We start from the raw sequence: 11,440 nt of genomic DNA on the forward strand, positions 1-11,440 counted from the left end.
CATCGGGAGTTCAGCCGCAGACCGCCCCGCCGGTATTTGTGCCAATTTGTGAAGACACCCCGGGTATCGATCCCGCTTCCGATGGCGGCACATTCAAAGGTCCGTTGGCGCTTCAAATTCATTGCGCAACGCAGGGATCATCGATTGCCTGTTCGTTCGATAAAGGAGAAAATCCCCGCTGGCTTCTGTATACCGGGCCGATAAAACTGGAGAAAGGTACGACAGCCCTACGGGCAAAAGCGATCCGGATTGGATACAAAGAGAGCGTAGAGCGGAGTGCTGAATTTACAGTACGATAAAGCAAAGCTTTTAGGGGGTTGGTCATTCGAACAGGTGCTCGAACCTGACTGTGTTCTAAATATTTTATTCAGATTTCTGCTGATTAACCATAATCGACACTGCTGGAATTTTAGCCCCTTTTACAGGTTGAAAGGACCGTTTACCATGAAAATTTCTTAAAATAATTTCTGAATATTGGCCCGGTTTCCATTATATTATGAAGTATAAGCAAAAGGTGTCCTGTCAGTTTCAGGGTCATGAAGCAAAAGGGTATTGCAATTTTTAAATCTCAAATCAGGGGGAGCGTTCCATGAAAAGGCTTTTCTTTTCGTTTTCTGCATTTTGTTGTATTTTCCTGTCATTTTACTCAAACAGTAACGCCGTATCCGGAATTAGTGTTTGCGATTACAATGGTGAAATTGACGGTATCCAGGCAAACATTATTAAAGACAATCGATGGGTCGATTCGATTTTTCTGGTAACCACCGATAACCGTCTGGATGCACGTTCATCGCAGATCAATTCCTATGGAACCCATTGTGCCTTTTTATACAATGATGGCGGATGGCACGTTGCGGTTGCCACGATCGGAGGAGTGAACAAGACAGTTAAAAAACTCTGTACCGTTCCCAGTGGCGGTGATATGGGAAACGGGAAAATATGGTCAGCACTCCTGGAATGGCCCCGGGGAGAATGGGTTTGGTTTACTAATTCGGAATCGAATAACGAAATATACCGGGTGAATGTACAGACTGGAGACCGGCAGCATGTTGCTTCTACTTCGGCACAATCAAATCAATTTCAATTATCCGGAGATGCAAAAATCCTGATCGGCGCCTATCAAGGGGATGGTGCCTGGACAAGACTTCCGAATGCAGATAATATTTCATCATCCCAAACAATTTCCCAGTGGCATGATTATGTTGGTGGCTGCGGACACGGTATCTCTCCTTCGGCGCTTTATTGCATTAATAATAATAACGGCTATCATTCCCGTGTTGCAATACACAATGTGGATACGGTTAACATGTCTATAAGCCAGGATCAGACTGTCGGCGTTGACGGCAATGTCGGCGCTATCTGGATGGGTGGAGACAGTATGTGGTATATGTGGGATGACTGGGCCCTTGATTCATCCCTTATTAACGAAATTTATGACAATGATAACGGAATCTATGTGGGGAGACAACAGGTGATTGGCGGAGGGAATCTTACGCTTGGAGGATGGTCTTGCAATTCCGACCATTGGGCATTAATGGTAACCGGGTGGGCGCCGGAAGGAAGAGATTGCAGTAATGGCGCAAATATTATAGGACTCAATTTCATTCGAGAACAGACAATGCCTTTCAGTCATAATTATTGCGAGTTCGATACTATTAATAATCCTGATGGCATTGCATATATCGCCTGGCACGGTGACATCTGGATCAGCGATCCGGTCGAAGATATCGCTCCCGGATATATCGACGACTTCAATAATCGTGACACCTATACAATCGATGGCACCGATACCGAAATCGATCCGAGAATGAACGCTCTCTGGGAGAATGTCGGGGTTAAAGATTGCCGTGGTATTAAAATTAACAAGTCTTCTTCCGATGGTTTAACGCTTTCCTTAAGTGAGCGAAAAAATGTACGGATTGAGGTGTACAACGGGCTTGGTAAGCTTATCTATTCACGAAAGATCCAAAGTCAACAGATACGTGTTTCCCGGTCGATTCTCCACCGGGGTGTCAATATGATAACTGTAAAAGACAATGATGGGATAGTATTTACCGAAAAGATGATTAAAATGTAATGCTGGCAGTATGCGCCTTTTAGCGATAAACAGGCATACTCAGAATCGTATTTTAAGTTAATTCAAGGCAGCTTTTCCGATGGGGGATCGGAGAAGTTGCCTTTTTTTTTATCAGAGGACTCAATAAAATTTCTAAAGGGTTGCATAAAGGATTAGAATAAACTATAATTCAATAATAATTGAACCATTATATGATTCATTAAGTGATTCCAAAGAAGGTAAGTATGAGTTCAATAACGATTCACAATATTGATGGTCCTCTGGAGAGAATGCTTCGTTCTAAAGCCCGCACGGAAAAAACGAGCCTGAATAAGCTGATAAAAAAGCTTCTTGAGCAGTCTTTGGGTATTAAGCCGGCTCCGGGCAAGCATGCGGATGAGTTCAGGGAATTCTGCGGCGTCTGGTCTAAAGAAGAGGAACGGGAGTTTGAAACAGCGGTGCAGGAGTTGCGGAGAATCGAGCCTGAGGAGTGGGAATGAGCAAGGTCCTGCTCGATACGAATGCATATTCTCGCCTGATGGCCGGCGATCAATCGGTATTTGAGCAGATTGCGAATGCCGACATTGTATATATGTCAACATTTGTTGTAGGAGAGCTGCTGTTCGGATTTAAAGGTGGAAATAAGGAACGCGACAACAAAAAGATTCTCGATAAGTTTCTCACCCGGTCAACGGTCAAAATCCTCAATGCCACATTTGATACTGCGGTCTTTTTTGCGCAGGTAAAACAGTCGCTCAAACTGGCCGGCGCCCCGATTCCAATCAATGATATCTGGATTGCAGCCCATGCGCTGGAAACCGGCTCGGTGATGGTTTCATATGACAATCATTTCGATAATGTTCCGGGGCTTAGAATGTGGGATGCAGAAAATTTGGGGACGGAATAAGTTTAGAAGTTTAAGGAATCGCGAACCGAACAAAAATACAAATCTGCTTAAACTTCTAAACTAGCTCCGTCCCCATTCCTTCCTACATAACCGCAACCTCATCCATCACCGGCACACGCTCATCGATTTTCAGCGTTTTAAGTGCATTTTGTACCGGTTGACAGGTATTGGCGATATGAAGGGGCGCGTTGAGCCGTTTTGCACGGTCATAGAGGCGAAGAATAAGTTTTGCCGTCGCGCTGTAGATATTTTTAACCGATGAAAAATCAATGATATATACGGCGTCGGCCCGGTCCATTTTTCTGAGGGATTTAAAAATCACATCCTCAACATCCCAGGGCGTAAGATATGCAGGGACATCAATGGTGATACAAGGGCTTTGGATAGAGCGCGAAAATGGGCTGTTTTTGATATTCTGATTTTCCATAGGTCTTTCCTTCTGTTGCTTTATTCCTTTTATCGAAAAAACAAGAAAAAACCTTTAGCGGATTTTCACTCCAGCCCATCAACCTGCATTCCCTCAGGATATTCAACCGAAAATTTGAACGGGACTTTCAGCTCCTGCCCGGGTTTAACCTTGAAAAACCATTCGATATAATTATGTTCGTTCATCTTGATATCCTTTGTCTTGTCGCTTATATCGGGCTCTATCAATGAAACGACAATCTCTTTATTATTCGAGACAGGTATCTGGTCCCACACAACAAGCTCTTCTTCGTTCTTTTTATTCGATTTGATCGTGATAAGATATTCGTAGATCAGCTTTTTCTTCTTGTTAATAACGCCCTCTTTGGAGTGGTACTTTTTGATAAGCTTATGCTCGATCCCGATTCCGTCATCGACGCCGAGAAATGTCCAGAATTCTTCGGAGGGCGACACCTGATCCATCTGTGAATTACCGACAAAGTTGTCATCCATGAAAATATTGGCTTTTCCGGCAAGCAGCATGAAATCACTTGTGTTGGTTGCTTTCGTTTTGAGATATGCATTCGGCGCAAGCTTTGGAACAGAAGAGTAACGGAACGATACCGGGAAATCCAGTGCGGTGACACTGACCCGGTGCTCCTGGTTGTCGGACTCGATTGTGGATTTTCCTTTAATTGCGTAGACAACCGAGGTCGCTTTTGTTTCGACTGTTGCGCTCCGGGTTTCCATCACCGGTTCGGGTTCGAGCGCCAGATCGCCCAGCGCTTCGGCCTCTTCAGCTATAAACATCTGGTTGGCCATGGCGCTGGGGGCCGCAGCCCGCTTTGCTTTGGAGAGCCCACGGCTCGAATAAACTACCGGCCGTGATTGCTGCACATACCAGGGCTGCAGCTCGGGGTGCCGGCCGCTTACCGACGGCCGTGCCGTTGAGAGATTGAGCTTGACATTTTTCCAGTCTTCTTCGGTGCTTTGCCGCACCATGGCGTTGTAGACAACGGTCATGGACTTTTTTGCGGTCGATGCCCGGAGATCATAGGACGGATACCAGGTTGGACCGTGAACAATGTATGAAAGCGTTAGTTTAAGCGTCCCCGCATTCTTTTGATTAACGGTGACTTCAACGACATTTTTCATTGTGCTTTTCTGCACGCCCAGATCCTGTATTTCCCTGTTAACTTTGTCAAGGCGTTCTTTCAGCTCCCTTTTGAGATGCACCGTCGATCTGGTTTCCTTGTCCAGTTCACTCAATTTCGAGCGGTAGAAATCAACCATTTTAATCCATTTATCGGGATCGAGTTCCACTGGAGTATCTTTTTCCTGGGCAACCGCTGTCAGCTTTTTGGTGATATTATCGACAAATGTCCGTTCGGCCTGGGCCTGCGCAGTGAGATTGTCGCACAAAACAAGAGAATCCTCAAGCGTCTCTTTTCTCATCAACAGCTTTTTATGGGCTGTCGAATCAAGGCCATCGAGATGCTTTGTAAGAAACCGGATATCATACAAAACAGCGTTTCCGGTACCGCTTACCTGTATTGAATGACGGTCGATCGCTTTGGGAAGATTCTCGAAACTGATAACATGCTTGCCGGGGGATAGACTGAGCGATCCTGTTCGCAGGACCAGCGCACGATCGGAATAAACCGTTACGTCGGTGATAGTTGAACTGATCGGTTCAGGGGATGCTGCCTGAGCATCGATTAAAAGCACCAACGATAATAGAACAGTGCTGAAGATACTGCTGTTACGCTTTTTCATAAATCTTCTCCTTGCAATATTGATGATTTATAAAATATACCGGATTGATACGATTCAACAATTAAAATTACTTTCGCCCATCAAAATTACTTATTTTTAGACCATCAAATCGACAAAAAGTTCCGGAAAATCCGATCGGGAGAGAAAAATTCTACAAAGCAAATACCTTTCATCCGGCAAAATCCGCCTTCACTACACCGAAGGGCCCCCTAACGGACCACCGCTCATTCTTTTGCACGGGATCAGCGTCCGGTGGCAGTCGTTTCTGCCGATTATTCCTTTTCTGCTCCCACGACGGCATATTTTCGCGCTGGATTTCAGGGGACATGGGGAATCCGGACGGGCCGACGGCAGTTATGCAGTTGATGACTATGCCACGGATGTTTCGGCACTTATTGCTCAACGGATAAAAGAGACTCCGATCATATTCGGTCACTCTCTGGGAGGCATGGTTGCCATGCGTGTCGCTGCAAAAGTTTCGGTGAAAGCGCTTGTTATCGGCGATTCTCCGATGTTCTCAGAAACGATCCGGTCCCGCGTCTCAAAAACGCCTTCGATGAAACAACTGGCCGGCGATTCATTCAGCGTCAATGAACTCGCAGCGCTCCTGAGCAAGCGGTTCCCCGGCGCAGATCCTGCATTCTATCGCTACTGGGCGCAGAGCCGCCGCAAAGTCGATCCCGAAGCACTGAAAGCTTTTGAACAATGGTTCCTGCAGTACGACTGCACCGATGATCTTACCAAAATCACCTGCCCCGTGATGCTGCTTCAATCCGACTGGATTTGCGACAACGATGTTGCGCGGGCGAAAGAATTATCTCCTGATATCATTGCGCTCAAATTCGAAAACCTGAGTCACGAGCTGCACAATGAAAGCAGAGGCTACAAGGTCGTTGCGCCGATACTGCAGTTTCTGGAATCCCTTGAGTAAGCAGGATTCCGGGGAGGATTTTTCGATACTTCTACACGCTCCTTTCGACAGTGTGTCACAGTGCGTCGCGGGCTCAGCACAGCGGGACGAGGAGAAGGACGATTGTTTGCTCCTCTCGTACGCTCGTAACTTCGTGCGCTCGTGCGCTCATTTCCAGCCCTGACCCCCTTTCCCCACAACATCCTCATCATATTTCCGAATACACGCGACCATCTGTTCCGGTTTGTCATGCAGGCCCTCGAGCGCGGGAACAGTTACGGCGCATTCCTGCTTTGCAAAAGGGCATCGGGGGTGAAAGGGGCATCCTGAGGGCGGGTTGATCGGTGAGGGGGGATCGCCGGAGAGAATGATCCGCTTGCGATTGCGTTCTTTATGAAAGTCGACGAGGGGCACGGCGCTGATAAGGGCTTTTGTGTAAGGGTGTCGCGGCTCAGTAAATATATCGGTTGCAGGGCCGGTCTCCATGATTTTACCGAGATACATCACGCCAATCCGCTGCGAAATATGCTTGACCACCGAGAGGTCGTGCGAGATAAAGAGCATGGTCAACGACATGTCGGTGCAGAGTTTTGCAAGGAGGTTGATAATCTGTGCCTGAATGGAGACATCGAGCGCCGAGACCGGCTCATCGGCGATAATGATTTCCGGCTTGAGTGCCAGAGTTCGGGCAATGGCGATTCGTTGGCGCTGCCCACCCGAAAATTCATGTGGATATTTCAGTATGTATTTTGGTGCGAGTCCTACCATTTCCATGAGTTCGGCAACCCTGTCGAAGCGCTCTTTCCGGGAATAGCGGTTTTCAATCTGAACTGCTTCGGCAATACAATCAAACACGGTCATGCGGGGGTCAAGGGAGGCATAAGGATCCTGAAAGATCATCTGTACCGTGCTCCGGAGTTTTCTCATTTCATTTCTGGAGGGCCTGCTCATGTTTTTGCCGTGCAGGTGAATCTGTCCGCCGGTAAGAGGGGTCAGGTGAATGATCGTGCGCGCAAGAGTCGATTTCCCGCACCCCGATTCACCGACCAGACCGAATATTTCACCCCGGGCAAGCGATAAACCGACGCCGTCAACAGCGCGCACTTCACCATACCGTCGTTTAATAATCGCTCCACTGTAGAGCGGAAAATGTGTTTTGATATCAGTCAGGGTAAGGACAGGTTCAGTCATAATTATAATCTTATTTCTTTATCGTTTATTCGAATACATGCAGTTGCATGCCCGTTTTCGTTTTTCTTCAACGGGCATGGATGGCTCTCGCACTTTTCCGTGCGGAATTCGCATCGTGGAGCAAAGGGACATCCTTGTGTTTCCTTCGATACATCCGGTGGAAGACCGGGTATGGTATACAGCTCTTCGCCTTTTTGAGCAAATGAGGGCATGGATTTCTGCAGTGCAAGCGTATAGGGATGCTGCGGATGAAGAAAAATCTTCTCTGTTGTTCCCGATTCCATGATTTTCCCCGCGTACATGACAATAACCCGTTTACAACTGCTCGAAATAACGCCGAGGTCGTGTGTCACAAGGATAACGGCACTGTTGTGCTTTTTCTGGAGCGCGCTGATCAGCTCAAGAATCTGTGCCTGCACCGTGACATCCAGAGCGGTGGTAGGTTCATCCGCGATAAGGAGGTCCGGACGGGTTATCAGCGCCATGGCGATCATCACCCGCTGGCGCATGCCGCCGGAAAATTCGTGCGGATACTGCGCCATCCGTCGGGAAGCATCCTGAATACCAACCTCATTGAGTGCATCGATACCTTTTGCAAAAGCTTCTTTTTTCGAGAGCCCTCGATGAATTCTGAGCGGCTCGACAAGTTGATCGCCCACGCGGAGAAAAGGGTTGAGCGAGGTCATGGGATCCTGGAATATCATACCGATACGGTTTCCCCTGATCGACCGCAGCTTACCTTGAGGGCAGTGAAGCACATCGCAGCCGTCAAAGAGCGCTGTTCCGTTTTCAATCTTGCCCGGTGGCTGCGGAATCAGTCCGAGAATCGAATAGCAGAGCACCGACTTACCCGATCCCGACTCTCCGACAATGCCCAGCGTTTCTCCTTTGTCGATAAAGAAGCTGATGTCGTTAACCGCGCGCACGATACCGTTACGGGTATAAAAGGAGGTGTGAAGATTTTTGACGGAAAGCAGAGACATCGATTAATCCTTTGCCGCCCGGGGGTCTAAAGCATCCCGAAGGCCGTCACCTAAAAAATTCAGAGAAAACAGCGTGATCGACAGCGCCAGTCCCGGAAAGATCAGGAGCCACCAGTACTGTTCCATCGAATCGGCGCCTTCCTTGATAAGAAGCCCCCAGGAACTCATGGGCGGCTGTACGCCAAGACCTAAAAAGCTGAGAAATGCCTCAAGCAGCATGACCTGCGGAATCGTTAATGTCGTATAAACAATTATCGGTCCTAAAACATTGGGTATCAGGTGACGGACTACAATTTTGTGAAGCGGCAGGCCCATTGCAGCAGCGGCTTCGATAAATTCCTGTTTTTTCAAGGTCAGCACCTGGCCTCTGATTATCCGCGCCATGGTCAGCCACTCAACCGCACCGATTGCGCAGAACAAAAGTACGATATTTCTTCCGAAAAACACCATGAGAATGATCACGAAAATGGTGAAAGGAAAGGCATACATGATATCGATAAAACGCATCAGCGCAGAATCGGTTTTTCCGCCCAGGTAGCCCGAAACCGCGCCATAGAGAACACCAATAACCAGTGAAACCGCGGTTGCGCTGAAACCGACCAGGAAGGAGATTTGCCCTCCGTAAAGAATGCGGGTCAGGAGGTCTCGTCCTAAAATATCGGTTCCCAGAAGGTGTTTCATGGATGGACCGGATGCCCCCAGTGCCAGGTCCTGTGCGGAATAGGAATAGGGCGCGATCAGTGGCGCCAGCAGCGACAGCAGTATCGTCGTTATCAGGCAGAAAAAGCCGAACACGGCAGCCTTGTTCCTTACCAGGCGGTAAAAGGCATCTTTATACAACGAGGTTCCTTTTTCGATGTCCGGTTTCATCATTCACCAAGCCTGATACGGGGGTTGAGCCATGCATAAGTGATATCGACAAGCATGTTGAAAACGATCATCAGTGAGCCATAAAACAGGGCAATGCCCGGCACCATGGTGTAATCGCGGTTAAATGCAGCATTGATAAAATGGCGACCAAGGCCGGGCACCTGGAAAATGGTCTCCACAACAAAAGAACCGGTGATTATGCCTGCAGTTGCCGGACCTAAAAAGGAGACTACCGGAAGAAGTCCTCCTTTGAGTGCATGTTTGAGGATAATTTTCCATTCGGGTACACCTTTGGCGCGGGCGGTGCGGATAAAATCCTGCGGAAGAATCTCCAGCATGCCGCTCCTGCTCAGCCGGGCGATATAGGCTGCGTACGGAAGCCCCAAGGTGATTGCCGGGAGAATACGATCGCTGAAAGAGTACCATCCGGACACATTCACCCATCCGAGTTTCAACCCGAAAAGCAGGGCGAGCAAAGGGCCCACAACAAAGGTCGGGATACATATTCCCACCATGGCAAAAGTCATGGGCACATAATCGGCCATGGAATTGGATCGAAGCGAGGCGATAATGCCTGCGCTGAGCCCCAGGAAAAGCGCAAAGATCAAGGCAAGCAACCCGAGCTGCATCGACACCGGGAATGAATTGCCGATAAGTTCATTGACAGTCCGGTTGGGATACTTGAACGATGGCCCCAGGTTGCCTTTCAGAATATTGGCAAGATAGTTGACATATTGTGTGGTGATCGGCTTATCGAGCCCGTAATGCTCGTTGAGATTTTCAAGCACTTCGGGCGAGACACTTTTCTCCGATGAAAACGGCCCACCCGGCGCCAGGCGCACCATGAAAAAGGTCACCGTCGCTATAATAAGCAGTGTCGGGATGGTCTCGATTACTCTTCGTATTATAAATGAAATCATAAACAACCACAGATTGCACAGATTATCACAGATACAAGAAAATAGAATTATCGATAATGTAAGAATTAAAAAAGCTGTTTAAGAGATTTTTATAATATAAAACGTTCATATTCAAGTTTTGGGAAATGGCCGAAATTTATCAATAGGCCGATTTTCATATTTGTTGCTTTTAGATAATTTAATATTTGTGCACGATGTTCATCGGTTAACTTGCTGACGGATTTCAGTTCGACAACTATTCTATCATAGCAAAGGAAATCCGGCTTGTACTTCGATTTTAATTCCCTTTTTTTAAATTTAATACGAATTTCTGGTTGCGATATATAAGGTATACTTTGATTCTCAAACTCAATTTCAAGGCTTTCCTGATAGACAGATTCCAGAAATCCAGAACCCATTTCATTATAAACTTCAAAACAAGCGCCATTAATTTTAAAGGTTTCATCCTTAAAAGGAAAGTTCTCCATTTCTCACTCCATTCTAAAATATTGCTATCAGATATATCTGTGTAAATCTGTGCAATCTGTGGTTTTATTCTTCCAGGTAAACCGCCTTATAGGGATGATGATCCAGGATAGTCGGGTGCCATCCTTTAACCGAAGGGTGTATCAGAGAAAGGCTTGTATAGAAATAGATCGGGATAACGGGTACCTGTTCCATAAGAATTGTCTCGGCCTGCTGGAAATATGAGAAACGGGAGTCGGTGTCGTCTGCAAGAGACGCCTCTTTGATCAGGCTGTCGTATGCTGCATTGGCAAAGCCTGTGTGATTATTGCCGCCGCCCGAAATCCACATGTCAAGGAATGTGTTGGGGTCGTTATAATCGCCGATCCATCCGGCGCGGGAGATGTCGAATGTTTTCTCTTTCTGGGTATTCAGAAACACTTTCCATTCCTGATTGATAAGCGAAACTCCGATATTGAGCTCTTTTTTCCACATCTCCTGGATTGCCTGCGCGATAAGCTGGTGCGACTCAAGGGTATTGTAAAGAATCTCGATTGCGGGGAACCCTTCGCCGTTTGGATAGCCGGCCTCGGCGAGCAGTTTCCGTGCCATTTCCGGGTTCGACTCGACCTGATTTTGTGAAGTATACCCTGCTGTATTCGGTGGGGTAAAATGATAGGCCGGGAGCTGTCCTCCTTTGAGCACATTCTCGACTATTGCTTTCCGGTCAATAGCCATCGACAGGGCTTTGCGGACAAGAATATTGTCAAGTGGCAAACGGTCAATATTCAGCAGGTAATAATAGGTCCCGAGATAGGGATCAATCCGCAGGGCCTCCGGCTCGTTTTCTTTATAATGTTCGATTTTCTGTGTCGGCACGCTATTGGTAACATGCAACTGGCCCGAGCGGAACGCGCGCTCTTCGGTCTGTTCGCTTTCTATAGGGTGAAAATGGATTTTATTTAAACGGACATTTTC

The 11,440-nt window shown here is 47.4% G+C and carries 13 protein-coding genes; 5 read left to right on the plus strand and 8 right to left on the minus strand.

The window, feature by feature from the left end:
* The 4 genes from GF401_01170 to GF401_01185 form a co-directional block, all read left to right on the plus strand.
* On the plus strand, positions 1-299 hold a 299-nt coding region (locus GF401_01170; protein MBD3343653.1), incomplete at its 5' end, for a sulfatase.
* Positions 300-589: 290 nt separating this feature from the next.
* Positions 590-2,077: a T9SS type A sorting domain-containing protein gene (locus tag GF401_01175; GenBank protein ID MBD3343654.1), complete on the plus strand. Its 1,488-nt coding sequence runs from the start codon at positions 590-592 to the stop codon at positions 2,075-2,077.
* Positions 2,078-2,301: 224 nt separating this feature from the next.
* Positions 2,302-2,556, plus strand: coding sequence for a hypothetical protein (locus GF401_01180; protein MBD3343655.1), 255 nt, complete (start codon positions 2,302-2,304; stop codon positions 2,554-2,556).
* Positions 2,553-2,963: a PIN domain-containing protein gene (locus tag GF401_01185; GenBank protein ID MBD3343656.1), complete on the plus strand. Its 411-nt coding sequence runs from the start codon at positions 2,553-2,555 to the stop codon at positions 2,961-2,963. The genes GF401_01180 and GF401_01185 overlap by 4 nt, the downstream gene beginning before the upstream one ends.
* 82 nt (positions 2,964-3,045) lie before the next feature.
* Here GF401_01185 and GF401_01190 read toward each other — a convergent pair whose 3' ends face one another.
* A complete protein-coding gene (locus GF401_01190; GenBank protein ID MBD3343657.1) occupies positions 3,046-3,390 on the minus strand; it encodes a hypothetical protein in 345 nt (114 codons plus the stop codon).
* Between the two features lie 65 nt (positions 3,391-3,455).
* Positions 3,456-5,144: a mucoidy inhibitor MuiA family protein gene (locus GF401_01195; protein MBD3343658.1), complete on the minus strand. Its 1,689-nt coding sequence runs from the start codon at positions 5,142-5,144 to the stop codon at positions 3,456-3,458.
* 103 nt (positions 5,145-5,247) lie between these two features.
* On the opposite strand from GF401_01195, the gene GF401_01200 reads away from it, so the two are divergent.
* Positions 5,248-6,075, plus strand: a complete 828-nt coding sequence (locus GF401_01200) for an alpha/beta fold hydrolase (GenBank protein MBD3343659.1) — start codon at positions 5,248-5,250, stop codon at positions 6,073-6,075.
* Between the two features lie 147 nt (positions 6,076-6,222).
* Here the strand turns inward: GF401_01200 and GF401_01205 are convergent, their stop codons facing one another.
* The 6 genes from GF401_01205 to GF401_01230 all read right to left on the minus strand — a co-directional run.
* Positions 6,223-7,245 carry an ATP-binding cassette domain-containing protein gene (locus GF401_01205; GenBank protein ID MBD3343660.1) on the minus strand — a complete coding sequence of 341 codons (1,023 nt, stop codon included), beginning with the start codon at positions 7,243-7,245 and terminating at the stop codon, positions 6,223-6,225.
* A gap of 2 nt (positions 7,246-7,247) precedes the next feature.
* Complete coding sequence (locus GF401_01210) at positions 7,248-8,228, minus strand: ATP-binding cassette domain-containing protein (protein MBD3343661.1); 981 nt, start codon at positions 8,226-8,228, stop codon at positions 7,248-7,250.
* Positions 8,229-8,231: 3 nt separating this feature from the next.
* Positions 8,232-9,101, minus strand: coding sequence for an ABC transporter permease subunit (locus GF401_01215; protein MBD3343662.1), 870 nt, complete (start codon positions 9,099-9,101; stop codon positions 8,232-8,234).
* Positions 9,098-10,018, minus strand: a complete 921-nt coding sequence (oppB, locus tag GF401_01220) for an oligopeptide ABC transporter permease OppB (protein MBD3343663.1) — start codon at positions 10,016-10,018, stop codon at positions 9,098-9,100. The genes GF401_01215 and oppB overlap by 4 nt, the downstream gene beginning before the upstream one ends.
* 89 nt (positions 10,019-10,107) lie before the next feature.
* Positions 10,108-10,485 carry a GxxExxY protein gene (locus GF401_01225; GenBank protein ID MBD3343664.1) on the minus strand — a complete coding sequence of 126 codons (378 nt, stop codon included), beginning with the start codon at positions 10,483-10,485 and terminating at the stop codon, positions 10,108-10,110.
* A 64-nt stretch (positions 10,486-10,549) separates the two neighbouring features.
* Positions 10,550-11,440 (minus strand): peptide ABC transporter substrate-binding protein (locus GF401_01230; protein ID MBD3343665.1); only part of this gene is annotated, 891 nt, incomplete at its 5' end.

The organism is Chitinivibrionales bacterium (assembly GCA_014728215.1).
Classification (GTDB): Bacteria; Fibrobacterota; Chitinivibrionia; order Chitinivibrionales; family WJKA01; genus WJKA01.